This is a genomic window from Exiguobacterium sp. SH5S13 (genome assembly GCF_004337085.1).
Taxonomy (GTDB): Bacteria; Bacillota; Bacilli; order Exiguobacteriales; family Exiguobacteriaceae; genus Exiguobacterium; species Exiguobacterium aurantiacum_A.
In genome coordinates this window covers 66,724-92,618 of record NZ_SJUS01000001.1, presented here as the reverse complement: position 1 = coordinate 92,618, position 25,895 = coordinate 66,724, and the positions used below count along the sequence as shown (strand labels likewise).

Here is a 25,895-nt window from a genome sequence, read left to right as displayed (position 1 = left end):
ATGCAAATTAAAAAATATACAGGCAAGACGATGTCCGAAGTGATGGCGAAAGTGAAACAAGAGCTCGGCGACGAGGCTGTCATCTTAAATTCTCGCCAAGTCAAGAAAGGATGGTTTGGGTTGTTCGCTTCACAAGAAGTTGAAGTGATTGCCGCACTCGAGAAAGCGCCGCTAACGGTCAAGCCTCGAACCGAGCCGAAACTGCAGCCGAAACAAGCAAAGGCGAAGCCGGTTCCTGCACCTACACCCACTCCACAACTGGTGACGCCTGTTCCTGAAAAGAGGCGTTTGCCGGCGGGGCTGACCCATATCGAGTCGCTCTTAGCGTCTGAGTCGTTCACGAATGAATCGTGGGAAGAGAGAATCAACGAACTGTACTATACGACTAAATCGCTAGAGGTCGTCGAGCAATACGTCTATGACCAGATCCGCAGTTCCTTTTTACCAGTCCCGGATGCGTTGCGCTACATCATGCTCGTCGGTCCGACCGGTGTCGGCAAGACGACGACGCTCGCGAAGCTTGCCGCTCACTATAAGCTCGACCAAGGGATGTCGGTCGGTTTGATTACGACCGACACGTACCGGATCGCAGCGATCGAACAGCTGAAGACATACGCCGAGATTTTAAATATCCCCGTCGAGGTCGCCTATGACTTTGACGACTTTAAACGGGCGAAACAACTGTTTGCAAGAAAAGATATCGTCTTGATCGATACGGCCGGACGCAATTTCCGCGATGAGGCGTACGTCGAACAGTTTCATAACCATCACGACTTCTCGGAGACGAGCTTGTCACTCGTGCTCAGTCTGACGTCGAAGATGAAAGACATGGATTTGATTTACCGACAGTTTGAAAAATTGCCGCTCCGGTCGCTCATCTTCACGAAATCGGATGAGACGAGTGATATCCACGCGATGTATCGGATGGTGCGCGAGAGCGGACTCCCCGTCGCTTGGCTGACAGACGGCCAGGAAGTGCCGGACGATATGGTCGCCGGCGACCCAGACATCTTGACGCAAAAGATGCTTGAGAAGGAAGGGTGGACACGATGGACCAAGCAAGGCGTTTAAGAGCGAAGACGGATGTCGCGCCAACGACAATCGCGTTCGCGAGCGGAAAAGGCGGCGTCGGCAAGACGAACGTCTGCGTGAATACCGCAATCGGGCTCGTCGAACTCGGAAAGCGTGTCTTGATCGTCGATCTCGACATCGGGATGGCGAACGTGCACATTCTTTTGAATGCGGCGCAGTCTAAAACGATGGTCGATTCTGTGAAAACTCGGACTCCGCTTGCGTCTTCGGTTCAGAAAGACGTGCACGGTGTCGATATATTACATGGGGGAAGTGGACTTGACACATTAGTTCAATTCTCAGAAGCAGACATGCAGTTTTTAATGCGTGAACTTGAAGTGCTGACGACTTATGATTACGTACTGTTTGACATGGGAGCAGGAGCAACGGACACATCGTTACGATTCATTGAAGGATGTGACGAGATGTTTCTCATCCTGACCCCAGAACCGACATCGCTGATGGATGGTTACGCGTACACGAAACTCGTGCATCGTCAAAGTCCGGATTTACCGATCGGGGTCATTGTCAATCGGGCGCAGTCGGGGGAAGAAGCGCTCCAGTGTTACGAACGTATGGAAGTCGCATGCCGACAGTTTTTGAATAAACCGATTCGGTTCCTTGGTTTTTTACCAGATGACGCTTCTGTAAGGAAAGCGGTCATCGCCCAAGTCCCGTTTTACCAATTTGACCGAAAGAGTGATATTAGCTGGCGGCTTGAGCGTATTTTGACAACGCTTACCGGTACACCACCGAAGCCACGGCACTTCATGGATCGGTTGATTGGGAATTTGCGGCAACAGTGGAAGCGAGTCTAACGACAGGGAGGCAATATAGATGGACGTGAACGAATACTTAGGGTTGTTTTTGGATGAGTCGCAAGAGCATATCCAATCGGTCAACACACAGTTGATGAAATTTGAGCAGACGGCTAGCGCTGAAGCGGTTCAAGAGATTTTCCGTTCGGCCCATACGCTCAAAGGGATGTCGGCGACGATGGGGTACGAAAGCGTGGCCAACTTGACACACGAAATGGAGAGCGCCCTTGACCTTGTCCGGTCAGGCAAAAAAGAGAGCAACCAATTGTTGCTTGATACGATGTTTACCGCAATGGAACAAATTGAAGCGATGATTGCCGACATCGAGACGGGTGGAACCGGCACGAACGTCGACGTCAAAGCGACGGTTTCGGCATTCCAGTCGTTTATCGGGAGTAAAGAACAAACGGTCGCTGCGGCGGAAGAATCGTCGGTGTTTACTGTCGACTTGTATGCGGATTCGGTCATCGAACAAGCGAAACAGACCGGTTTTGAGGCGTTCCAACTCCATGTGAAGTTATCGGATGCCGTCGTCTTAAAAGCAGCCCGGGCTTACATGGTGTTTGATCGTCTCCAAGAGCTCGGTGAAGTCGTTCGGACCCATCCGGAGACGGAAGCGATTGAGCAAGAACAGTTCGACTTGTCGTTTGACGTCTTGTTCTTGTCACAAGAGACGGCTGCAGTCATCGAACACGCCGTCTCGCAAGTGTCGGAAGTTGAAACAGTCCACGTCTCGGTATTTACGGGCGTGAGCGAGAGCGAGAGCGAGCCGGAAATTGCTGTGAGTGCAGAAACGGTAGCGGTGCAAGAAATAAAACCGAAAGCGCAAGAAGCAGAAGAACCGAAAGAACAAGCTGTCGCTCAAGCGAAGACGATTCGTGTCAATTTAGAACGGATCGATCGTCTCATGAACTTGTTTGAAGAATTCATCATCGACCGCGGCCGACTCGAACGCCTTGCCGACGAGGTTGGACAGCCTGAACTAAACGAGACGGTCGAGAAAATCAAACGGGGCACGAACGAACTGCAATCACTCGTGTTGACGTTACGGATGATGCCAATCGAGCAAGTGTTCAACCGGTTCCCACGGATGGTCCGCTCGGTCGCGAAAGACATTCATAAAAAAGTTCAACTCGATATCTCAGGAGCTGACACGGAACTCGACCGGACCGTAATCGATGAGATCGGCGATCCGCTCGTCCACTTGATTCGCAACGCGATCGATCATGGCATCGAGCTTCCTGACAAACGCGTCCAAGCCGGCAAACCGCAACAAGGGCGACTCGCCCTCCGTGCTTACCATGGCGGTAACCGTGTCTTCATCGAGATCGAAGATGATGGAGCGGGAATCAATGTCGATAAAGTCCGGTCGAAAGCGCTCGAACGTGGTGTCATCACGACTGAAGAAGCGGCGGCGATGACGGACAACGAGCTCGCGATGCTCATCTTTGCACCGGGCTTCTCAACGGCAGACGTTGTCACAGACTTGTCAGGTCGTGGCGTCGGACTCGACGTCGTCAAAAATAAAATCGAGTCACTCGGTGGTGTGGTCACGCTCGAGACAGTGGTCGGACAAGGGACCAAGTTCCAAGTCAGCCTACCGCTCACGTTATCAATCATCTCGGCGATGCTCGTCCAAGCGGGCGATGAGACGTATGCCATCCCATTGTCATCGATTCTCGAGACGACATTGCTCGATGAAGCCAACATCCTGACGGCCCATCGTGAACGTGTCTTCGATTTCCGCGGACAACTCGTCCCGCTCGTTTATTTAAAAGAAATTTTCGGAATCGATTCGGAAACAAAATCACAGTTCCCGGTCGTCGTCGTGCGTAAAGGAAATAAACTCGTCGGAGTCGTCGTGAACGACTTGATTGGTCAACAAGAGATTGTCATGAAGCCGCTCGGGACGTATCTCGAAGGTATTCCGGCTATTTCGGGGGCAACGATTCTCGGAGATGGACGGGTCGCTCTCATCGTAGACAGCAACGATCTCTTTTAAGGAGGAAGAAAGATGGAACAAAAATGGGTAGTGTTTTCACTCGCATCGAACACGTACGGAATCGATGTCCAATCAGTCCGTTCGATTGAACGGTTACAACCTGTCACCCGGGTGCCGAACGCACCAGCACACGTGAAGGGCGTCATCAACCTCCGTGGTGTGGTCACGCCGGTCATCGACCTCAGGCTTCGCCTCGGTTATGAAGAAATCGCACCGACAGACGAGACACGGATTTTGATCGCTTCTTTGAATCAAGGCGATGCTGGTTTTATCGTCGATCGTGCCAACGAAGTCGTCGAGAGCGATGAAGTCCGGATCGAACCGATTCCGGATTCGAGCCACGAGATGCACTCGGCACACTTGACGGCGATCGCCAAAGGTGAGGACAAGCTGTTCTCGCTTCTCGATGCGAACGCGTTGTTCGAGGACCAACATGCTGAGTGAATTTGAACAAGATTTGTTAAAAGAACTCGGGAATATCGGGTCTGGTCATGCGGCGACCGCGCTCTCGACACTGCTCGCCAAGCCGGTCAACATCACGGTATCGTCTGCCGAAATGGAACCGATCACGTATTTACCGGACCGCGTCGGCGGTCCGGAGCGCCATGTGGCCTCTGTCCTGTTAGAGCTTGGAGGCGAGATCAGTGGCATGATCCTGATCATGTTCCCGGTGGATGATGCGGAGAGTATGGTGGCTTCGCTGATCGGCTCACCGTTCACGTTCCAATCGAACAACGAGCTCGGTCAATCGGCGTGGGAAGAGATCGGTAACATTATGAGCGGGGCCTACGCGCGAGCGTTAGGCGACTGGCTCAATACGCCGATCATGATTCAAGTGCCGGCGACCGCGATTGATATGGCCGGATCGATCGTCGAATTTGTCGTCACGTCCGTTCAACCGGAAGAAGATGCCGCGCTCTATATCGACACGACGTTCATGATTGACGAGAAGGTGAGTGCCGGGCATGTGCTCTTCTTACCGACGCACGGCTCGCTAGATCGGATTCAACGAAGGTTGCTTGGCCATGGCTGAAGTTCTTAAAATCGGGATTGCCGAGTGGAAGCAAACGACAGCACCGAACCGGCTCCGCACGGCGGGACTCGGCTCATGCGTCGGTGTCATCTTGTATGATGCCCGGCTGCAAGTGGCGGCGATGGCGCACGTCATGCTTCCAGATTCGGCGATCGCAAGGAAACACCAGACGATCGAAGTCGGGAAATATGCGGATACGGCAATTGACGCGCTCGTCGAGTCGCTCAAACGGGCCGGGGCAGGACGTCTGCAAGCCAAGATGGCCGGTGGGGCCCAAATGTTTCAATTCAAATATGAGAACGCGGCGATGCGCATCGGGGAACGAAATGCCGAAGCAATCCGCATCGCTTTAAAAGCACATCACATCCCGCTAATCGCTGAGGATTGTGGTGGGCATAACGGACGAACGATTGAATTTGACGTGGCAACATGCGTCTTATCGATTCGGACAGTGAGTATCGGAACAAAAGAACTATAAGGGGGGATCGACATGACGACTCAGCTTACCCAGTTGTGGGATCGTTGGAATACTGACCGCGATATGGATACGGCAAATGAATTATTATCACATTATGAATTTCTGATCCATTATCACGTGCAACGAATGATCGTGACGCTCCCAAAGAGCGTCGAACGCGACGAATTGAAAAGTTTGGGTTACATGGGATTGTACGATGCCCTCATGAAATATGATCCGGAACATAATAATAAATTCGATACGTATGCGGCGTTTCGGATTCGGGGCGCGATTATCGACGGACTTCGAAAAATCGATTGGCTGCCGCGCTCGGTACGGGAGCGCGTGAAGAAGATTGACCATGTCGCCGAACAACTCGAGCAAAAGCTGCACCGTGCCCCGACGAAAGAAGAATTGGCCGACGCGTGCGCGCTTCCGATCGCTGATATCGAAAAGGCGATGGCGGAAGGGTATTTCGCGAACATGTTGTCGATTGACGAGGCGGTGACGCTCCAAGAAGAAGGGAAAGTCATGTCGGTCACGTATTTTGACCCCGATTCGGAAAAACCGGAAGACACGTTGTTGCAACGCGAGTTAGTCGACGTGCTGACGACCGAGATCGATCAACTGTCTGAAAAAGAACGTCTTGTCGTCTCGCTATTTTATTTTGACGAGTTGACGTTGACGGAGATTGGGGAAGTGTTAGAATTATCGACTTCCCGCATCTCACAGATTCATTCGAAAGCGTTAAAGACACTCAAACAGGCACTAGGCCGCTCGTATCTAGAAGAAAAGACATCGTGAGGAGGTGAAGGGATGACTTTTGTGTTGCTGATCGCGGGGATCGTGATTGCCTATGGTCTGTTGATCGGGTTCCGGCAGATCCAAACATTGAACGAACGCGTCAATCGGCTCGAAAGCGAGAAACGCGAGACAGAGGCGTTGCTCTTGTCATTCATGGAATCGATGAGCGATGTTGTGAAAAACGATGCGGCCGAATCGCCAAAACCGACCTCGACTGAAATCGCCGAGATGGAAACTGAAACGTCTGAAGACGGTGCGGTTAACCCGAGCGTCGAAGAGGTGTTGCTCCGTCATTCAGTCCGTGACACGGCACGTCTCCTCGGAAAAGGGGAAGGCGAAGTGGCGCTTTATGCGAAACTTCGACAAAAGTGAGAGTTGCCGGATTTGAAGACTTATGCTATAGTAATTTTCGGTGTTAAACACATCACACACGTCTCGGGATGGTATTCCTCGGTGCCGAAAGGTCGGAGTACAACGATGAACGAGGCGGAGGACTTTTTTAAACCACAAGGAGGAAATTTATCATGGCAGTAATCTCAATGAAGCAATTGCTCGAAGCTGGTGTACACTTCGGTCACCAGACACGTCGTTGGAACCCAAAAATGGCGAAATACATCTTCACGGAGCGTAACGGAATCTACATCATCGACCTTCAAAAGACGGTTAAAAAAGTAGACGAAGCTTACAACTTCGTTCGTGAACTCGCGGCAGAAGGCGGAAACGTCCTCTTCGTAGGTACGAAAAAACAAGCTCAAGATACAATCAAAGAAGAAGCACTCCGTTCAGGTATGTACTTCATCAATGAGCGTTGGTTGGGTGGAACACTCACAAACTTCTCAACAATCAAAAAGCGTATTAACCGCTTGAAGCAACTTGAGAAAATGGAAGCTGACGGCACGTTCGAAGTACTTCCTAAAAAAGAAGTCATCATCTTGAAAAAAGAAATGACACGTCTTGAGAAGTTCCTCGGCGGAATCAAAGATATGCCAGGCGTTCCTGACGCTCTCTTCATCGTTGACCCACGCAAAGAGCGGATCGCGATTGCAGAAGCTCACAAATTGAACATCCCAATCGTTGCGATTGTCGATACAAACTGTGACCCAGATGAAATCGACTACGTTATCCCAGCGAACGACGATGCAATTCGTGCGGTTAAATTGCTCACTTCTAAGATGGCTGATGCGATCATCGAAGCGAAGCAAGGCGAAGAAGAAGTTGCTGAAGAAGCTGTAGCTCCAGAAGCTGAAGCTACAGAAGCTGAGTAATCAGTTAGACAACAGGTGATAAAGGGAAAGCCTTTTATCACCTTTTTTTAGGACATAGTCTATTCGAAGCCTAGTGCTTTTATTTTAAAAAAATGTAAGTTTTACAAGGAGGAATTTCCGATGGCAGTTACAGCAGCAATGGTAAAAGAACTTCGTGAAAAAACAGGAGCAGGTATGCTCGATTGCAAAAAAGCACTCGTGGAAACAGACGGTGACATGCAAGCGGCAATCGACTTCCTACGTGAAAAAGGGATTGCTAAAGCAGCAGCTAAAGGCGATCGTATCGCAGCTGAAGGCTTGACAGCAGTAGCGGTTGAAGGCAACAAAGCTGCTCTCGTCGAAGTCAACTCAGAGACGGACTTCGTTTCTAAAAACGAGAAGTTCCAAACACTCGTCAGCGACGTGGCGAAAGCGGTTCTCGCTTCAGGCGCGACGACAGTCGAAGCAGCTCACGCTTCTGAATTCGTGGCTGGTAAAACACTCGAAACACACATTCAAGAAGAAGCATCGACAATCGGAGAGAAAATCTCGCTCCGTCGCATCGCTGTTCTTGAAAAAGCGGACGACGCTGTATTCGGCACTTACCTTCACATGGGCGGACGCATCGGTTCGGTCGTCGTCATCGACGGCACGACAGATGAGTCAGTAGCGAAAGACGTAGCGATGCACGTAGCAGCAGCTAACCCACTTTACGCGACACGTGACGAAGTTTCGGCTGAAGAAGCAGAGCGCGAGAAGAAAGTCTTGACTGAACAAGCGATCAACGAAGGCAAACCTGCTAACATCGTCGAGAAGATGATCGCGGGACGCATGAACAAGTACTTCGAAGAAATCTGCCTCGTCGACCAAACGTTCGTCAAAGACGCTGACTTCAAAGTTGGAAAATACGTAGAGTCTAAAGGCGGCCGTATCAACTCGTTCGTACGTTTCGAAGTTGGAGAAGGTATGGAAAAACGCGAAGAAAACTTTGCTGAAGAAGTAATGAACCAACTTAAAAAATAATCTGCGTCATATATGATGATGCAATTAAAATTGGGAACACGTCTGTATAACCTTGAGTTAGTTCGTTAAGGGAGCGTGTTCCCTTTTTTCAAGCATGAGGAGGCAAAGTATGGAACCGAAATATAAGAGAATTGTGTTAAAATTGAGTGGAGAAGCGCTCGCAGGAGATCAAGGATACGGAATCGATCCGGCAATCGTCAACTCGATTTCTGGACAGATTAAAGAGTTAGTCGCCATGGGCGTCGAAGTAGCGGTCGTCGTAGGTGCCGGAAACATCTGGCGCGGAAAGACGGGAAGCGAACTCGGTATGGACCGGGCCAATGCCGATTACATGGGCATGCTCGCAACTGTACTTAACTCGCTTGCACTTCAAGACAGCCTCGAAACACACGGTGTCCAAACCCGCGTCCAAACATCAATCGAAATGCGTCAAGTTGCTGAACCGTATATCCGCCGCCGGGCGATGCGCCACCTTGAAAAAGGCCGGGTCGTCATCTTTGCAGCAGGGACGGGTAACCCATACTTCTCGACAGATACGACAGCAGCGCTCCGGGCAGCCGAGATCGAAGCTGATGTCATCTTAATGGGGAAAAACAACGTCGACGGCGTCTACTCGGCAGACCCGAAACTTGTCCCGGATGCGGTCAAATACGAGTCACTCACATACTTGGACGTTTTAAAAGACGGTCTCCAAGTCATGGACTCGACAGCGACGTCACTATGCATGGACAACCATATTCCGCTGATTGTATTCTCATTGCTTGAAGAAGGAAATATCAAACGTGTCGTTCTCGGGGAACATATCGGGACGGTAGTGGGAGGAATCAATTCATGAGTGCAAACGAAGTTATGAAAACGGCTGAAGAAAAGATGGTTAAAGCCCATACATCATTAAAACGTGATTTTGGGACGCTCCGCACCGGACGCGCCAGTGCATCGATTTTGGACCCGGTCCAAGTCGACTACTACGGTGTGCCAACACCGCTCAACCAAGTAGCGAACATCAACACGCCAGAAGCTCGTCTTTTGTTGATCCAACCTTGGGACAAGTCGCTCGTAACGGAAGTCGAGAAAGCGATTCAAAGAGCGGATCTCGGTCTGTCGCCATCTTCGGACGGGACAGTCATCCGTTTAGCAATCCCTGCCTTGACGGAAGAGCGCCGGAAAGAACTCGTTAAAATCACGAAGAAGTATGCGGAAGAAGCGAAAGTTGCGGTTCGTAACGTTCGTCGTGACGCGAACGAGAACTTGAAGAAGCTTGAAAAAGATGGAGATTTGACAGAAGACGACCTCCGTGGTTACGCGGACGACGTTCAAACGTTAACGGATTCTTACATCAAAAAGATTGATGAGTCTGCAGCGGTCAAAGAAAAAGAGATCATGGAAGTATAATCACGGAAGTGGTATACCAAAAAGCTGTGTGGGGACCCTTTTACTGAAAGGGTCCCTCTTTCATACAATCAGGAGGATAGACTATGTTTAAATGGGTGAATCCTAAAACGAAGACTGAGGCGGAATTGAGCATCCCCGAACATGTCGCCATCATCATGGACGGAAACGGCCGTTGGGCGAAGAAACGCGGGCTCCCGCGCATCATGGGTCACCGGGAAGGGATGAAATCGGTCCGTGAATCAGTCCGGACGGCTCAAGAGCTCGGCATCAAGTCGCTGACGCTTTACGCGTTCTCGACCGAAAACTGGACGCGTCCAGAAGAAGAAGTCAATTTTTTGATGAAGTTGCCGAAGCAATTTTTAGAGACCGACTTAAAAGAACTCGACGAACAAAACGTCAGAGTGCTCGTTGCCGGTGACGTGTCGAAACTGCCGCGCGGAACACGCGAGGCGGTCGAGGAAGCGCGGACGCGTACCGCGACAAACACGGGGTTAGACCTCGTCTTCGCGTTGAACTATGGCGGCCGTGACGAACTCATCCAAGCGATGCGTGACATTGCGCGCGACGTGTCGGCCGGACACATCAATCCAGATGAGATCGACGAGTCGATGATCGGAGAGCGGCTCATGACGAATATGCAAGATGTCGATTTGATCATTCGGACGAGCGGTGAACAACGGTTATCGAACTTCCTGCTCTGGCAAGGGGCGTATGCCGAACTCCACTTCACAGACGTATTGTGGCCCGAGTTCAAACGTGAGCACTTCGTCGAAGCAATCGAAGCGTACAATACACGTACGCGTCGGTTTGGTGGAGTGTAATATGAAAACACGAATTATTACCGGACTTTGGGCCGGCGCCATCTTTGTCAGCTTGATCGCCCTTGGCGGCAGCCCGTTCGTCATCTTGATGGGCGTGCTCGCTTTGATCGGTTTGAGCGAGTTTACGATGATGCGTGAGCATAAGCTGACAGCGTTCCCGTTCCTCGTGACATCGTTGCTCGTAGCGTTCCCGTTCGTCATGATGCTCTTAGAACGGCAGTTGTTGACGAGTGAACTTCCGATTTCGACGAGTCAATGGATGGTGCTCGGGTTAATGCTGCTTCTCTTTTGGACGGTCGTCACGAAAAACCGTTTCACATATGAAGATGCGAGTTTTTATTTCGTCTCGGCTGTTTATCTCGTCATCGGGTTTTCAAGCTTTGCCCTCGTCCGTCTGTCTGAAGACGGGCTGGCGAAAGTATTGCTCGTCTTATTTATCATTTGGGCGACCGATTCGGGTGCGTATTTCACGGGGAAAGCGATCGGCAAGACGAAACTATGGCCCTCGATCAGTCCGAACAAGACGATCGAAGGAGCTGTCGGCGGTATTGTTTCAGCTGTCGTCGTCGGTGTCGTCTATGTCTTGATTGAACCGGTCCTACCGCTCGTCGAAGTGCTCGTCTTAGCGGTTGTCGTTTCTGTCGTCGGCCAGCTCGGTGATTTGGTACAATCAGCGTACAAACGTCAGTTTGGCGTAAAAGATTCTGGACATCTATTACCGGGACATGGTGGCATTTTAGACCGATTTGATAGTATGATCGCGGTATTCACCGTCATTTGGATTTTCAATTTGTTGTAAAAGGAGTGTCAAGATGAAGCGAATCAGCTTAATCGGGGCGACTGGTTCGATCGGCGTACAGACGTGCGATGTGATCGAGCAGCACCCCGACTTGTTTGAACTTGAGGCGTACGCGTTCGGAACGAACGTCGAGGTAGCCGAGGAATGGATCAACCGCCTTCGCCCGAAATACGTATCAGCCAAAACGATCGAGGTACTCGAACAGCTCAAGCCACGCCTTACATACGAACCACTCTTTTTTATCGGACTCGAAGGGTTGATCGAATGTGCGACCGCTGAGCGGGCCAATGTGGTCGTGACGGCCGTCGTCGGGGCAGTCGGCTTAGAGCCGACGCTTGCCGCTATTAAAGCCGGTAAAGATATCGCCTTGGCGAACAAAGAAACGCTCGTCACAGCCGGACATCTCGTCATGGCCGCCGTCAAAGAGCACGGCGTCAGTTTGCTTCCGGTCGACAGTGAACACTCGGCCATCTACCAATGCCTGAACGGAGAGCGTCGTGAGGACGTTTCAAAAATCATTTTGACGGCCTCAGGCGGAAGTTTCCGCGATCGGACACGCGCTGAATTAGCGAACGTGACCGTCGAAGAAGCGCTCAATCATCCGAACTGGTCGATGGGTGCAAAAATCACGATCGATTCGGCGACGATGTTCAACAAAGGGCTCGAAGTCATCGAAGCGCACTGGTTGTTCGATATCGATTATAATGATATTGAAGTGGTGCTCCATCGGGAGTCGATCATTCACTCGATGGTCGAGTTTAAAGACGCCGCAGTCATGGCGCAACTCGGAAACCCCGATATGCGGGGACCAATCCTCTATGCGCTCTCTACCCCGAAACGGCTTGAAATCGAAGGGAACAAGCGGTTAAACTTGAGAGAAATCGGGACGCTCCATTTTGCGGAAGCCGATTTCGATCGCTATCCGGCTCTTCGACTAGCGTATGAAGCAGGTCGTCAAGGAGGTTCAATGCCGACCGTGTTGAATGCGGCTAACGAAACGGCTGTCGATTTGTTCTTGAACGGAAAGATTGCGTTCGTCGAGATTGAATCGATCGTCGCGCAAGCGATGGATGCACATACAGTCATTGTAGAACCGACGCTTGAGCAGATCCTTCAAGTCGATCAATCGGTTCGTGAACAAATTCAGCAACGAAAGTGAAGGTGGGGAATAGATCATGCAAACTTTTATCGCCATCGTTTTGATGTTTGGGGTGCTCATTTCAGTTCATGAATGGGGACACCTCGTCATGGCGAAACGGGCAGGGATTCTCTGTCACGAATTTGCAATCGGGTTTGGACCGAAAATCTTTTCGTTCAGAAAGAATGAGACGCTCTATACAATTCGCTTATTGCCGATCGGTGGTTACGTCAAGATGGCGGGTGAGGATTTCGAGCCGATCGAAGTGAAGGCCGGTCAACAAGTCGGGCTCCGGTTAACGAGCGCGGGCACAGTCGACCGCGTCTATTTCCAACCGGACCAAGCGACGGATGTACACGTCGTCGGAACGGTCGACAAGTTCGATTCGATCCGTGAATTGAAGATTCAATTGCTCGTCGACGAAGAAGTGCGGGTGTACACACTCGAGCGCGATACGCTTCTCGTCGATCAAGGTATGGAGATTCAAATCGCACCGTACGACCGCACGTTCGGAGCGCAATCAGTTTGGAAACGGGTGCTCGCGATCGCAGCCGGTCCGGCCATGAACTTCGTCCTTGCCTTCGTCTTGCTCGTTATTGTCGGTCTCGTGCAAGGCACACCGACAGACGACGGACAAATCGGGACAGTACAACCGGATTCGGCGGCTGATCAAGCCGGGCTCGTCACCGGAGACGAAATCGTCTCGATCGAGGGTGAGACGATTGATAACTGGCTCGATCTTCGAACGGTCTTGGCCGATCGTGCCGATACACCGACCGAGGTGACCTATATTCGGGCGGGTGAGGAACAAACGGTAACGCTCACACCTCAAGCAGTCGAACAAAATGGCGAGACGGTCGGTATCCTTGGCGTGACAAATGCGCTCGAGCGATCACCGACAAAAGCGTTCACAACAGGAGCTGAGACGACGTGGACGATGTCGACATTGATTTTCTCTGCGGTCGGTGATTTAGTGACCGGCCAAGTCGGAGTCGATCAACTCGCAGGTCCGGTCGGGATTGTCCGCATGACCGACGAAGTGGCGGCGAGCGGTTTCGTCATGTTGCTCAACTGGACGGCACTGTTATCCGTCAACTTGGCGATCTTCAACTTGTTGCCACTTCCGGCGCTTGACGGGGGACGACTCATCTTCTTGTTGTTCGAGGCAGTGCGTGGTCGACCGATCGATCCAAAAAAAGAAGGGTTCGTCCACTTTATCGGATTTGCCCTGCTTATGCTGCTCATGCTCATCGTCACTTGGAACGATATCCAATCATTTTTTAAATAGACTGTGTTAGAGAAGGGAAACGTTGATATTTATGAAACAATCGAGATTGCTTATGCCTACTTTGAGAGAGGTTCCTGCTGACGCTGAAGCTGTCAGCCATCAACTTCTCGTGCGCGGTGGATTTATTCGACAAAATGCAGCGGGGATCTACTCTTATTTACCACTCGGTCATCGTGTGTTACAAAATATTCAAACGATCATCCGTGAAGAGATGAACCGGGCCGGGGCGCAAGAACTGCTCATGCCGGCGATCCAACCAGCGGAGCTATGGGAAGAGACGGGACGTTGGGACATCTACGGACCTGAACTGATGCGTTTGACGGACCGTCATGACCGCCGTTTCGCACTTGGAGCGACCCACGAAGAGTTGATCACGTCGATCGTCCGTGACGAGTTGAACTCGTATAAGAAGTTACCGGTCAACTTGTACCAGATTCAGACGAAGTATCGCGATGAGCGTCGTCCGCGGTTCGGATTATTACGCGGACGTGAGTTTTTGATGAAAGATGCCTACTCGTTCCACGCCACACAGGCTGATTTGGACGAAGAGTACGACAATATGTACAACGCTTATTCGCGCATCTTTGACCGCACCGGTTTGAAGTATCGTCCGGTCGTGGCCGATTCAGGCGCGATTGGCGGGAAAGACACGCACGAATTCCAGGCGCTCGCCGAAATCGGTGAGGATACGATCGTCTACACGGACTCGTCGTCATACGCGGCGAACATCGAGATGGCGGAAACGCTTGACCGTTACGACATGCAAGCGGGTGTTGTGCTCGAGCTCGAGCAAGTCGATACGAAAGATCATAAGACGATCGAAGACGTGGCGCGATTCTTGGGCGTGGAGACGAACACGACGATCAAGTCGGTGTTGTTCAACGTCGACGGCGAGACGGTCATGGCGATCGTTCGCGGCGATCACGAAGCGAACGATGTCAAAGTGAAGAACGCCCTCGGCGGACTCGATATCCAAATGGAAGACGAGTCGAAGATTATTGAATTGTTCGGCTGTGAACCAGGGACGCTCGGACCGATCAACGCACCGGTCAAAGTCGTCGCCGATTACGCCGTTAAATATTTAGTCGATGCGGTATGTGGCGCCAACGTTGCGAACACGCACTTCATGCACGTCAATGCAGAACGCGACTTGTCGCACTTGACGTATCACGACCTCCGCTTCGTCGTCGAAGGCGACTTGGCACCGGACGAATCTGGTCCAGTCCGGTTCGCACGTGGGATCGAGGTCGGTCAAGTGTTCAAACTCGGTACGCGCTACTCAGAGGCGATGGGCGCGACGTTCTTGAACGAAGAAGGCCGGGCGGAACCACTCATCATGGGTTGTTACGGCATCGGTGTCTCGCGGACGCTTTCGGCAATCGTCGAACAGCATCACGACGACCGCGGTATCGTTTGGCCGAAGAGTGTCGCACCGTTTGATCTGCACTTGATTGCGATCAACGCGAAAGACGAGACGCAACTCGAACTTTCGAATCGACTTTACGGTGAACTATCATCGAAGTATGATGTATTGTACGACGACCGCAAAGAACGGGCCGGCGTTAAATTTGCCGACGCTGACTTGATCGGCTTGCCGATTCGTATCAACGTCGGGAAGAAAGCCGGCGAAGGCATCGTCGAAGTGAAAGTCCGTGCGACGGGCGAAGTGATTGAAACGACGGTAGAGGAGTTGCCGCAAGTGATTGTCGCGCAACTCAACGAGACGCATTGATCGATGAAGGTGACGGTTTCTTGCCGTCACCTTCATTTTTCGACATTGTCATATAAAGGGGGGGACGACTTACCCGTGGAAGCAAATCAAAAGATGCAATTACTGTTGACGGATCTCGGGATCACGACAGAGAGTGATCAGTTCGACGGAGCGGAACTATCGCGTCTTGTCGTCAATAAACAGCGACGGACGTGGACGTTTTACTTTAAGATGCGCCAAGTGTTGCCATATGAGGTTTATCAATTGTTCATGAGTCGGGTCGAGAATCGGTACGCGACGTTTGCCGATGAAGTGTATGCTCGTTTTACGACAGAGACAGGTGGAAGCGAGCAGGATTATATCGACTACTGGCCGCGCATCGTCAGTGAGCTCAGTCAAGTGTCGGGGGCGATGCGAAGCTATTTCGCAACTGTCAAACCGCGCTTCGAGCAAAACAAGTTGCTCATTCCCGTCCGCTCCGCACCTGAGGCGAGCTATGTCGATAAAGAGCTGTGCCAAGAAGTTCAAGCGCTCTACAGTGCTTACGGGTTTATGAAAAAGCCGTGCCAAGCCAGTTTCTCAGAAGACGCGGAAGCGAATCAGGCGTTGCGTGAACAAGTCGTCCAAGAAGATATCGAACAGGCGAAACTCGCACTCGCGGCCCAGTTCGCCAAAGCGACCGAGACGAACGATGAGCCGATCACGGAAGTGCGGATGGGCGCCTTGATCAAAGACGAGATCGTCCCGATCAAGACGATTATCGAAGAAGAACGCCGTGTCGCCATCCGTGGACTCGTGTTTTCAGCCGAACGGAAAGAGTTGAAGAGCGGGAAGAAGCTATTCACGATCAAGATGACCGATTATACCGATTCGCTCATCGTCAAAGTGTTCGCACGTGACGATGATGACGACCGTATGCTCAGTGCCGTCAAAAAAGGCATGTGGATCCAAGCGGCCGGACGAGTCGAAGACGATAGCTTCATGCGCGAACTGTGCATGATGGCGTCGCAGCTCCAAGAAGTGAAAGTCGAACCGAAGCGGGACGAATGGGCCGGGGAGAAGCGCGTCGAACTGCACGCCCATACGCAGATGAGCCAGATGGATGCGGTCACGAACGTGTCGGCGCTCGTCGCCCGGGCCGCCAAGTGGGGTCATCGCGCCATCGCCATCACCGACCATGCCGGTGTGCAGTCGTTCCCGGAAGCATATTATGCCGGGAAAAAGAACGACATTAAAATCTTGTACGGTGTCGAGGCGAACGTCGTCAATGACGGCGTGCCTGTCGCGTATCATCCGACCGACGTCTCGCTCGACGAGGCGACGTACGTCGTGTTCGACGTCGAGACGACCGGTCTGTCGGCCGTCTACAACAAAATCATCGAACTCGCCGGCGTCAAGATTAAAGACGGTGAGATCATCGACCGGTTCGAAGCGTTCGCCGACCCGAAACATCAACTTTCGGCGACGACGATTGAACTGACCGGGATCACGGATGACATGGTCCACGGACAGCCCGACCCGGAAGTGATCGCGAAACAGTTCGTCGACTGGTGCGGGGACGGGATTCTCGTCGCTCATAACGCCTCGTTCGATATGGGCTTTCTCGAGGCGACGCTCCGAAGCGGAGGACATGAGCCGGACGATTATCCGGTCATCGATACGCTTGAACTGGCCCGGACGATTTTACCGACGCTCAAAAACCACCGTCTCAACACGCTCGCCAAACGGTTTGATATCGAATTGACGCAGCATCACCGGGCCATCTATGATGCCGAGGCGACGGCGTACCTGCTCATGAAGTTGCTCGATTTGGCGAAACAGATGTTCGAGATGCAGACGCATCGGTCACTGAACGCGAAAGTCGGCAGTGACGTCTCGAAGATCCGTCCGTTTCATGCGACGGTTTACGCGAAGACGAAAAAACCAGGATTGCGCCACTTGTATGAGTTGATCTCGTTGTCGCACATCGACTATTTGTTCCGGATGGCTCGGATGCCGCGCTCAGAGATCGAGAAGCGCCGAGAAGGGCTGCTCATCGGCTCGGCGTGCGACAACGGCGAGATCTTTGACGCCGCCTTGAACAAGTCGGACGAAGAGCTCGAGAAGATGATGGCATTTTATGACTTCATCGAGATTCATCCGCCGGCACTTTATATGCATCTGATCGATAAAGAGATCGTCGCGAACGAGCTTGAACTTCGTGACATCATCAAACGGATCATTCGCGTGGCAGGTCAAGCCGGACTTCCGGTCTGTGCGACCGGGAACGTCCATTACTTGGACCGGACGGATCGGTCGTATCGCGAAATCCTGATCCGGACGCAAGGCGGGGCCAACTTCATTAACACGAGAAAAGAGTTGCCCCATGCCCATTTCCGGACGACGAAAGAAATGATGGAAGAGTTTAATTTTTTAGGTGACGAGCTCGCACGGGAGATCGTCATCACGAATCCGAACGCGATCGCCGACCAGATCGAAGCGATTCAAATCATCCCGGATGAACTGTATACGCCGAAAATCGAAGGGGCGGACGACGAGGTCCGTAATATGAGTTATGACATGGCCCGCTCGATTTACGGGGACGAGCTTCCGGAGATCGTCGAGGCCCGGCTCGAGAAGGAACTGAAATCAATCATCGGCCACGGCTTCGCCGTCATTTATTTGATCTCACATAAACTCGTCAAGAAGTCACTCGACGACGGTTACCTCGTCGGTTCACGGGGATCGGTCGGGTCGAGTCTCGTCGCGACGATGACCGAGATCACCGAGGTCAATCCACTACCACCGCATTATGTCTGTCCGAAGTGTCAACACTCTCACTTCTTTAATGACGGGTCGATCGGTTCCGGTTACGATCTTCCGGACAAGCAATGTCCGGAGTGTGGGACGTGGTATACGAAAGATGGACACGATATCCCGTTCGAGACGTTCCTTGGCTTTAAAGGGGACAAAGTACCGGATATCGATTTGAACTTCTCAGGTGAGTACCAGCCTCACGCTCACGCGTACACGAAAGTGTTGTTCGGAGAAGAGTACGTCTATCGTGCCGGGACGATCGGGACGATTGCCGACAAGACGGCGTACGGATATGTGAAAGGCTATGCGACCGAAAACGATAAGATTTACCGGAACGCCGAAGTCGATCGTCTCGTCTCGGGTGTCACCGGTGTCAAGCGGACGACCGGGCAGCATCCAGGCGGGATTATCGTCGTCCCGGACTATATGGACATCGCCGAAATCTCGCCGATCCAGTATCCGGCCGACGACCGAACGTCTGAATGGAAGACGACACACTTCGACTTCCATTCGATTCACGACAACTTGCTCAAGCTCGATATTCTCGGACACGATGACCCGACCGTCATCCGGATGCTCCAAGACTTATCAGGCATCGACCCGTTGACGATCCCGACGGATGATCCGACCGTCATGAAAATCTTTTCGTCACCGGAAGTGCTCGGTGTCACACCGGAGCAAATCGAGTCAAAAACAGGGACGCTCGGTATTCCTGAGTTTGGGACGAAGTTCGTCCGGCAAATGCTTGAAGAGACGAAACCGTCCACGTTCTCAGAGCTCGTCCAAATTTCGGGGCTGTCTCACGGGACGGACGTTTGGATCGGGAATGCGAACGAGTTGATCTATAACGGGACGTGTGAACTGAAAGACGTCATCGGGTGTCGTGACGACATTATGGTCTACTTGATCTACGCCGGACTTGAGCCGTCGTTCGCCTTTAAGATCATGGAGTCGGTCCGTAAAGGGAAAGGTTTGTCTGACGATATGGAGTCAGAGATGCGGGAGAACAGCGTCCCGGAATGGTACATCTCTTCTTGTAAGAAGATCAAATACATGTTCCCGAAAGCACACGCGACCGCGTACGTGCTCATGGCCGTACGGATCGCTTACTTCAAAGTGCACCACCCGATTCTGTATTACGCGACATACTTTACGGTCCGCGCCGGCGATTTTGATTTGTCGGCGATGATCAAAGGGTCTCAGGCCGTCCGCAAGGCGATGTCTGATATCCGGGAGAAAGGCTTCGACGCCACGGCGAAAGATAAAGGGCTTCACACCGTGCTCGAACTCGCGCTTGAGATGCTCGAACGCGGCATGAAATTCCAAAACATCGATCTTTATCGTTCGAATGCGACCGAGTTCTTGATTGAAGGCAACACGCTCATTCCACCGTTCAACGCTGTCGATGGACTCGGGACGAACGCGGCGAAAGCGATTGTCGAGGCGCGTGCCGAAGGTCAGTTCTTGTCAAAAGAGGATCTCCGGAAACGGGCGAAATTGTCGAAGACGATTATCGAGACGCTCGATACGATGAAATGTCTCGAAGGCCTGCCTGACGAGAACCAACTTTCGTTCTTTGATTTTGGGGTGTAAGTTGCGAAAAAGCGGGAAAATATGATATATTGGTATCGAACAATGTTGGATACTACGACGGAAAGGAGTAGGGAACCCTACTCCTTTCTTGTATGTAAAAGCCAGAAGGAGGGATGAGAGTGTCCAAAATAACAGAAGTCGTCGAAACAATCGCGTTGCCGATTGTCGAGCAAGCGAACATGGAATTGGTCGATGTTGAATTCGTGAAAGAAGGGCCAGACTGGTTCTTGCGCGTCTATATCGATAAACCGGGGGGCGTCGATTTAGATGATTGCGTCAACATCAACGAGCAACTCTCGGAGAAATTAAACGCTACCGACCCAATCGAACAAGCCTATTATCTTGACGTCTCGAGTCCCGGTGCCGAACGACCACTTAAAAAGCCGACTGACTTTGAGCGGGCGATCGGGAAAAACGTCTACATTAAAACGTTTGCCCCGATTGAAGGTGCCAAAGAGTTCGAGGGTATTTTGACGGAGTACGACGGCGAGACCGCAGTTGTCGAAACGCGCATCAAGACTAGAAAAAAAGCGATATCGCTACCGGTTGATAAAATTGCACAAGCCCGCCTAGCGGTCACGTTTAGTTAAGGAGAGGTAAAGATGGGGCCACAATTACTCACAACAATCGAACAGATTGCACAAGAAAAAGGGATCGAGAAAGAAATCATCATCGACGCGCTTGAACAGGCGCTCATTTCGGCATATCGCCGAAACGTCGCCAACCCGAACGAGCACGTCAAAGTTGAGTTTGACCAAGTGACAGGTGACATTCGCGTGTTCGCGCTTCTCGAAGTCGTTGAACGCCTGACGCATCCGGACCAACAGCTTTCGCTTGAAGAAGCGCACGAGATCGACCCGAACTTTGAGTTAGGGGACTTCCATAAAGAAGAAGTGACACCGAGCGACTTCGGTCGTGTCGCAGCGATGACGGCCAAACAAGTCGTCACGCAAAAGATGCGTGAAGCCGAGCGCGAACGCATCTACAACCACTTCGTCGATAAAGAAGACGAGATCATGACAGGGATCGTCGAGCGGTTTGACCCGCGCAACTTGTACATCGGTTTAGAGAACAACATCGAGGCGGTGTTGACGCCGAATGAACAGATGCCGAACGAGTCGTATAAGATTCATGAACGCATCAAAGTATACGTGACGAAAGTTGACTCGACGACGAAAGGTTCTGGCGCGGCGATTCAAGTGTCGCGGACGCATCCTGGCCTACTTCGTCGTTTGTTCGAACTCGAAGTTCCAGAAATCGCGAGCGGGACGGTCGACGTCATGTCGGTGTCGCGTGAAGCGGGAGACCGTTCGAAAATCGCGGTCCACTCAGACATCGTCGATCCGGTCGGCGCATGTGTCGGTCCAAAAGGGCAACGTGTCCAGACGATCGTCGATGAATTGAACGGTGAGAAGATCGACATCGTCCGTTGGTCGAACGATCCAAAAGAGTTCGTTAAAAACGCACTCAGCCCGGCTCAAGTCGTTGACGTATATGTCAATGAACCGAACAAGTCGACGACAGTCGTCGTGCCGGACTATCAATTGTCGCTCGCGATCGGGAAGCGCGGTCAAAACGCGCGCCTCGCCGCCAAGTTGACAGGTTGGAAAATTGATATTAAGAGTGAGACGGATGCAGAGAGCATGAACTTGTTCGATACGTATGCCGAAAAAGTTGAATCAACGCCAGAAATTGTTCACAATGAAGTTGAACAGACTGACTCGGTTGATGTGACGCTCGAACCAACCGCGGTAAAAGAAGAGGAATGACCATGAAGCAAAAGAAACTTCCTTTGCGTAAATGTGTGATCACTCAAGAGATGTTACCAAAGAACGATTTGATTCGTGTCGTACGGACGCCGGAAGGCGACGTCGTCATCGACACGACCGGCAAACTGAACGGTCGTGGCGCGTATTTGTCAAGAGATGTCGATGTGATTCGTTTAGCAGAGAAAAAACGAACGCTTGATCATCATCTGAAAGTAAAGACGAGCGAGACACTTTATGAACAGCTAGAACAAGCTGTCACAGGTGCCGAATCATGAGTCAGTGGGAATCATTGTTAGGCCTCGCCTCACGTGCGAGGAAGGTAACGATGGGAGAAGAGTTTGTCTTGAAGGATGTACGGGCTGGCCGAGCCAAGCTCGTCATTCTTGCCGGAGACGCGGGAGCGTCGACGAGAAAACGGATTACCGACAAATGTACATCGTATGGTGTTCCATTAATCGAAGTGAGCGACCGACATACAATCGGAGCTGCTTTAGGTAAAGACATGCGAGTCGTCGTGTCTGTGACAGAATCCGGATTTGCGAACAAGCTTAAGCAACTTCTCTCTTAACTATTAACGGAGGTGGATGCTTTGGGAAAACGCGTCTATGAATTTGCAAAAGAACAGAATGTAACAAGTAAACAAGTCATTACTCAGCTCGAGAAGATGAACAAGTCAGTGAAAAATCACATGGCTGTATTGGATGATGAGTCGGTCAAGCAACTCGACCGTGTCTTCAACCCTGAGAAATATCGTTCGGCTGAGAAGCAAGAAAAACCTGCTGAGTCGAAGCCGGCTGAAGCGAAGCCTGCTGCGAAACAAGAAGCAGAGAAAAAAGAAGCACCGAAAGCCCGTCCACAAACTTCTAGCGCCCCGAGCAATCAAGCGGGCAACCGTGGTGGCAACCGTTTCGGCAACAACCGTAACGATAACCGCAACAAAAAGCGCGGCGGTAAATTTAAAGGGAAGCCTGCAAAAGCGGCAATCCCGTTAGAAGCGGATCCAAATTCGAAAACGAGCCAGCGTAAAGCATCTCGTTTAGCGCAAGAGTCTGAAATGGGCAACGTCATCAAGTACGAGGATGTCCTTAGCGTATCGGATCTCGCGGCGAAGATGGATAAAAAGCCAAACGAGATCATCATGAAATTGATGGGTCTTGGCGTCATGGCGACGATCAACCAAACACTCGATGACGAGACGATCGAATTGCTTGCGACTGAATTCGGTTTCGAAGTCGAAAAAGAAGTCATCATCGATGAGACGGACTTCGAAGAAGTGGAAATCGACTTCTCTGAGTACGACCTCATTGAGCGTCCTGCCGTCGTCACGATCATGGGTCACGTCGACCATGGTAAAACGACGTTGCTCGACTCGATCCGGAACACGAAAGTCGTCGCTGGCGAAGCTGGTGGGATCACGCAGCATATCGGTGCGTACCAAGTTGATATCAACGGTAAAAAAATCACATTCCTCGACACACCAGGTCACGCCGCCTTTACGACGATGCGTGCCCGTGGAGCTGAAGTGACGGATATCGCGATTATCGTTGTCGCAGCAGATGATGGTGTCATGCCACAGACAGAAGAAGCGATTTCTCACGCGAAGGCGGCAAACGTCCCAATCATCGTTGCCGTCAACAAAATGGACAAAGAAGGGGCTAACCCTGACCGCGTCAAACAAGAGTTGACTGAATTCGGACTCGTACCGGAAGAGTGGGGCGGCGAAACAATTTTCGTACCGATCTCTGCTTTGAAAGATGAGGGAATTGATGAGTTGCTCGAGATGATCTTGCTCGTTTCAGAAGTCGAAGAGTACAAGTCGACGCCTGAAATGCCAGCTCGCGGTTCGGTCATCGAAGCGAAGCTCGATAAAGGTCGCGGTCCTGTCGCCACGCTTCTCGTTCAACACGGGACACTTCGTATCGGTGACTCGATCGTCGTCGGCAGCACGTTCGGACGCGTCCGGGCCATGGTCAACGATATCGGTCGTCGTGTGAAAGAAGTTGGCCCATCGACGCCAATCGAAATTACAGGATTGAACGATGTCCCACAAGCTGGTGACCAGTTCATCGTCTTCGAAGACGAGAAAAAGGCACGTGCAATCGGAGAGAAACGTTACCAACGTTACCTCGAGTCGCAGCGCCGTGAATCGGCTAAAGTCAGTCTTGAAGACTTGTTCAGCCGGATTCAAGAAGGCGAAGTCAAAGACTTGAACGTCATCATCAAAGCAGACGTTCAAGGATCGGCTGAAGCGCTCGCTGGATCACTCCGCAAAATCGACGTCGCAGGCGTCAAGATCAACATCGTTCACCAAGGTGTCGGTGCGATCACAGAAGGTGATGTCATCCTCGCTTCAGCAGCGAACGCGATCATCATCGGATTCAACGTTCGTCCGGACGGTAACGCCCGATCAATGGCCGAACAAGAACACGTTGAAATGCGTCTGCACCGGATCATCTACAATGCGATCGATGAAATCGAAAGCGCGATGAAAGGGATGCTTGACCCTGAGTTCGTTGAAGAAGTGACAGGACAAGTCGAAGTCCGTGACGTCTTCAAAGTTTCAAAAGTCGGTACGATTGCCGGCTGTTACGTCACTGAAGGTAAAATCTCACGTGATGCCGGGGTACGCATCATCCGTAACGGGATCGTTGTGTACGAAGGTAAACTCGATACGCTCCGCCGCTTCAAAGACGATGTCAAAGAAGTTGCGACAGGCTACGAGTGTGGGATTAAAGTAGAGAAGTTCGACGACATCAAAGTGGAGGACGTCATCGAAGCGTTCATCATGAAAGAAGTCGAACGTAAATAAAGCGAGGAGTGAACACGTATGAATATTCGTGCCCAACGTGTTGCTGAACAGATGCGTAAAGAGATCACCGATATCCTCTTACGCGAAGTCAACGACCCACGTACAAAGAACGCGACCATCACGAGCGTAGACGTGACAGGAGATTTGCAACAAGCGACGGCCTATTACACGGTGCTCGGAGACGACGCCGACGTGAAGGCTGAGACGCAGGCAGGTCTTGATAAGGCGAGCGCCTTCATCCGCCGTGAAATCGGCAGCCGGATCCGTCTCCGTAAGACGCCGGAATTGTCGTTCGAATACGATTCTTCGGTCGCATATGGTAGCCATATCGATTCGTTGATCCGTGATTTGAATAAAGACTAATAAATTGAGGGGGGACTCGTGTCTCCCCTTTTTTGATATGGAGGAATGAACGTGGAACCGACAGGGATTTTAATACTAGATAAAGACAGCGGGATGACGAGCCACGATTGCGTCTTCAAGCTGCGTAAACTGTTTCAAACGAAAAAAGTTGGCCATACGGGCACGCTCGATCCGGAAGTGACCGGTGTGTTGCCGATCTGTTTCGGCCGCGCGACGAAGCTGTCCCGGTTTTTGACCGATGAGGGCAAGCGCTACGTCGCCGAAGTCACGATCGGGACGGCAACGATGACGGAAGACGCACACGGCGAAGTCGTCGCGCAAACTGATGTCGCGCCGGATGCGTTCACGGGTGAAGCTATCGACCGCGTTCTCGGCACGTTGACCGGAAGCATCGAGCAGGTGCCACCGTACTTCTCGGCCGTCAAAGTGAACGGGAAGAAGCTATACGAATACGCCCGCAAAGGACAGACGGTTGAACGGCCGCGCCGCATCGTCGAGATTCACCGGTTAGAACGGACGAACGAACCTGTCTTCGAGGACGGCGTCTGCCGGTTTCGCATTGATGTCGAGTGCGGAAAAGGCACGTTTATTCGGACACTTGCCGTCCAAATCGGGGAAGGACTCGGTTATCCGGCCCATATGAGCGATCTGCGTCGGACGCGGTCAGGCACGTTCGATGAAAGGGACGCCGTGACGCTCGCGGAGCTTACGGCGTTAGAGACGGTCGAAGCACGCGCTGAACGGCTCATCCCGCTCGAGGACGTGATCAAACGTTGGCCGGCCATCACCATTCCGGCCAATCGGGAACGGTATATTCGGAACGGTGGGCGCTTAAACGACGTCTCACTCGAATTTGAACTGTTTACTGTCTATAATGAAGAAGGAATTCCGCTCGCCCTCTATAGACGGCTTGACGGAACGACAGACGCAACAGTCGAGGTCATGTTGACAATCGACTAAGGGG

General features: G+C 51.8%; 25 protein-coding genes. All 25 read left to right on the top strand.

What is annotated here, in order from left to right:
• The 25 genes from EVJ30_RS00465 (at position 1) to truB (ending at position 25,891) form a co-directional block, all read left to right on the top strand.
• The gene (locus tag EVJ30_RS00465) at positions 1-1,071 is read left to right on the top strand and encodes a flagellar biosynthesis protein FlhF (RefSeq protein ID WP_131456185.1); all 1,071 of its coding nucleotides are present in this window, start codon (positions 1-3) and stop codon (positions 1,069-1,071) included.
• A complete protein-coding gene (locus EVJ30_RS00460; RefSeq protein WP_070327481.1) occupies positions 1,050-1,889 on the top strand; it encodes a MinD/ParA family protein in 840 nt (279 codons plus the stop codon). The genes EVJ30_RS00465 and EVJ30_RS00460 overlap by 22 nt, the downstream gene beginning before the upstream one ends.
• A gap of 19 nt (positions 1,890-1,908) precedes the next feature.
• Entirely contained in the window at positions 1,909-3,891 is a 1,983-nt protein-coding gene (locus EVJ30_RS00455; protein WP_131456183.1) for a chemotaxis protein CheA, read from the top strand.
• A 12-nt stretch (positions 3,892-3,903) separates the two neighbouring features.
• Positions 3,904-4,335 carry a chemotaxis protein CheW gene (locus EVJ30_RS00450; RefSeq protein ID WP_070327479.1) on the top strand — a complete coding sequence of 144 codons (432 nt, stop codon included), beginning with the start codon at positions 3,904-3,906 and terminating at the stop codon, positions 4,333-4,335.
• The gene (locus EVJ30_RS00445) at positions 4,325-4,924 is read left to right on the top strand and encodes a chemotaxis protein CheC (protein WP_070327478.1); all 600 of its coding nucleotides are present in this window, start codon (positions 4,325-4,327) and stop codon (positions 4,922-4,924) included. The genes EVJ30_RS00450 and EVJ30_RS00445 overlap by 11 nt, the downstream gene beginning before the upstream one ends.
• Positions 4,917-5,402: a chemotaxis protein CheD gene (locus EVJ30_RS00440; protein ID WP_131467767.1), complete on the top strand. Its 486-nt coding sequence runs from the start codon at positions 4,917-4,919 to the stop codon at positions 5,400-5,402. Before EVJ30_RS00445 ends, EVJ30_RS00440 begins: the two co-directional genes overlap by 8 nt.
• 12 nt (positions 5,403-5,414) lie before the next feature.
• Positions 5,415-6,185: a FliA/WhiG family RNA polymerase sigma factor gene (locus EVJ30_RS00435; protein ID WP_131456180.1), complete on the top strand. Its 771-nt coding sequence runs from the start codon at positions 5,415-5,417 to the stop codon at positions 6,183-6,185.
• Positions 6,186-6,197: 12 nt separating this feature from the next.
• Positions 6,198-6,557 carry a hypothetical protein gene (locus EVJ30_RS00430; RefSeq protein WP_131467765.1) on the top strand — a complete coding sequence of 120 codons (360 nt, stop codon included), beginning with the start codon at positions 6,198-6,200 and terminating at the stop codon, positions 6,555-6,557.
• Positions 6,558-6,709: 152 nt separating this feature from the next.
• The gene (rpsB, locus tag EVJ30_RS00425) at positions 6,710-7,450 is read left to right on the top strand and encodes a 30S ribosomal protein S2 (protein ID WP_021067146.1); all 741 of its coding nucleotides are present in this window, start codon (positions 6,710-6,712) and stop codon (positions 7,448-7,450) included.
• A gap of 120 nt (positions 7,451-7,570) precedes the next feature.
• Positions 7,571-8,452: a translation elongation factor Ts gene (gene tsf / locus EVJ30_RS00420; RefSeq protein ID WP_131456176.1), complete on the top strand. Its 882-nt coding sequence runs from the start codon at positions 7,571-7,573 to the stop codon at positions 8,450-8,452.
• 109 nt (positions 8,453-8,561) lie between these two features.
• The gene (gene pyrH, locus EVJ30_RS00415; RefSeq protein ID WP_071399619.1) at positions 8,562-9,287 is read left to right on the top strand and encodes a UMP kinase; all 726 of its coding nucleotides are present in this window, start codon (positions 8,562-8,564) and stop codon (positions 9,285-9,287) included.
• Positions 9,284-9,844 carry a ribosome recycling factor gene (gene frr, locus EVJ30_RS00410; RefSeq protein WP_035385902.1) on the top strand — a complete coding sequence of 187 codons (561 nt, stop codon included), beginning with the start codon at positions 9,284-9,286 and terminating at the stop codon, positions 9,842-9,844. Before pyrH ends, frr begins: the two co-directional genes overlap by 4 nt.
• A gap of 83 nt (positions 9,845-9,927) precedes the next feature.
• A complete protein-coding gene (locus tag EVJ30_RS00405; RefSeq protein WP_070327473.1) occupies positions 9,928-10,665 on the top strand; it encodes an undecaprenyl pyrophosphate synthase in 738 nt (245 codons plus the stop codon).
• 1 nt (position 10,666) lies between these two features.
• Positions 10,667-11,464, top strand: coding sequence for a phosphatidate cytidylyltransferase (locus tag EVJ30_RS00400; RefSeq protein WP_070327472.1), 798 nt, complete (start codon positions 10,667-10,669; stop codon positions 11,462-11,464).
• Positions 11,465-11,477: 13 nt separating this feature from the next.
• Entirely contained in the window at positions 11,478-12,623 is a 1,146-nt protein-coding gene (gene dxr / locus EVJ30_RS00395) for a 1-deoxy-D-xylulose-5-phosphate reductoisomerase (RefSeq protein WP_131456174.1), read from the top strand.
• Between the two features lie 16 nt (positions 12,624-12,639).
• On the top strand, positions 12,640-13,890 hold the full coding sequence (gene rseP / locus EVJ30_RS00390) for an RIP metalloprotease RseP (RefSeq protein ID WP_131456172.1): 1,251 nt from the start codon (positions 12,640-12,642) through the stop codon (positions 13,888-13,890).
• Between the two features lie 31 nt (positions 13,891-13,921).
• Entirely contained in the window at positions 13,922-15,622 is a 1,701-nt protein-coding gene (locus EVJ30_RS00385; RefSeq protein ID WP_131467763.1) for a proline--tRNA ligase, read from the top strand.
• A 75-nt stretch (positions 15,623-15,697) separates the two neighbouring features.
• Complete coding sequence (locus EVJ30_RS00380) at positions 15,698-19,990, top strand: PolC-type DNA polymerase III (protein WP_131467761.1); 4,293 nt, start codon at positions 15,698-15,700, stop codon at positions 19,988-19,990.
• A gap of 119 nt (positions 19,991-20,109) precedes the next feature.
• Complete coding sequence (gene rimP / locus EVJ30_RS00375; RefSeq protein WP_070327467.1) at positions 20,110-20,580, top strand: ribosome maturation factor RimP; 471 nt, start codon at positions 20,110-20,112, stop codon at positions 20,578-20,580.
• A gap of 12 nt (positions 20,581-20,592) precedes the next feature.
• Entirely contained in the window at positions 20,593-21,759 is a 1,167-nt protein-coding gene (nusA, locus tag EVJ30_RS00370) for a transcription termination factor NusA (protein ID WP_070327466.1), read from the top strand.
• On the top strand, positions 21,756-22,034 hold the full coding sequence (rnpM, locus tag EVJ30_RS00365; RefSeq protein WP_233589595.1) for an RNase P modulator RnpM: 279 nt from the start codon (positions 21,756-21,758) through the stop codon (positions 22,032-22,034). Before nusA ends, rnpM begins: the two co-directional genes overlap by 4 nt.
• Positions 22,031-22,327, top strand: coding sequence for a YlxQ family RNA-binding protein (locus tag EVJ30_RS00360; RefSeq protein ID WP_070327464.1), 297 nt, complete (start codon positions 22,031-22,033; stop codon positions 22,325-22,327). Before rnpM ends, EVJ30_RS00360 begins: the two co-directional genes overlap by 4 nt.
• 21 nt (positions 22,328-22,348) lie before the next feature.
• Complete coding sequence (infB, locus tag EVJ30_RS00355; protein ID WP_131456166.1) at positions 22,349-24,568, top strand: translation initiation factor IF-2; 2,220 nt, start codon at positions 22,349-22,351, stop codon at positions 24,566-24,568.
• Between the two features lie 18 nt (positions 24,569-24,586).
• Positions 24,587-24,931, top strand: coding sequence for a 30S ribosome-binding factor RbfA (gene rbfA, locus EVJ30_RS00350; protein ID WP_016508272.1), 345 nt, complete (start codon positions 24,587-24,589; stop codon positions 24,929-24,931).
• A gap of 51 nt (positions 24,932-24,982) precedes the next feature.
• Positions 24,983-25,891: a tRNA pseudouridine(55) synthase TruB gene (truB, locus tag EVJ30_RS00345; RefSeq protein WP_131456164.1), complete on the top strand. Its 909-nt coding sequence runs from the start codon at positions 24,983-24,985 to the stop codon at positions 25,889-25,891.
• Positions 25,892-25,895: the final 4 nt, after the last annotated feature.